This window comes from Pseudomonas sp. 43(2021), from assembly GCF_017490805.1.
Taxonomy (GTDB): Bacteria; Pseudomonadota; Gammaproteobacteria; order Pseudomonadales; family Pseudomonadaceae; genus Aquipseudomonas.
Map to the genome: position 1 here is coordinate 1 of NZ_JAFGYJ010000120.1, position 693 is coordinate 693.

General features: G+C 61.2%; 1 protein-coding gene. It reads right to left on the reverse strand.

Translation table 11 applies throughout. The features are described 5' to 3' along the window. Positions 1 to 2 precede the first annotated feature (2 nt). Positions 3 to 693: galactonate dehydratase (gene dgoD, locus J5M71_RS26275; RefSeq protein WP_207838379.1), on the reverse strand; the 691-nt coding region annotated here is incomplete at its 5' end.

Here is a 693-nt window from a genome sequence, read left to right on the forward strand (position 1 = left end):
ACTCACCACTCGGCAAAGCTGCCATCGGCATGACGCCAGATCGGGTTGCGCCAGCGGTGGCCGACGGCGGCGCGTTCGATCACGTATTCCTCGTTGATCTCGATGCCCAGCCCTGGGCCGTTCGGAATCTTCACGAAGCCCTGGTCGTAGTCGAACACGCGCGGATCCTTCACATAGTCGAGCAAGTCGTTGCTCTCGTTGTAATGGATGCCGAGGCTCTGCTCCTGGATAAACGCGTTGTAACAAGCCGCGTCGAGTTGCAAACACGCCGCCAGGGCGATTGGTCCCAGCGGGCAATGCAGCGCCAGCGCGACGTCGTAGGCTTCGGCCATGTTGGCGATCTTGCGGGTTTCGGTGATGCCGCCGGCGTGGGAGGCATCCGGCTGGATAATGTCGACGTAGCCTTCGCTCAACACCCGTTTAAAGTCCCAACGCGAGAACAACCGTTCGCCGAGGGCAATCGGCGGGCTGGTCAGCGGCGCCAGTTCTTTCAGCGCTTCGTAGTTTTCGCTGAGCACCGGTTCTTCGATGAACATCAGTTTGTACGGGTCGAGCTCCTTCATCAGCACCTTGGCCATCGGCTTGTGCACGCGGCCGTGGAAGTCGACGCCGATACCGACGTTCGGCCCGACCGCATCACGCACGGCGGCAACGTTGGCCAGGGCAAGGTCGACTTTCTCGAAAGTGTCGAGG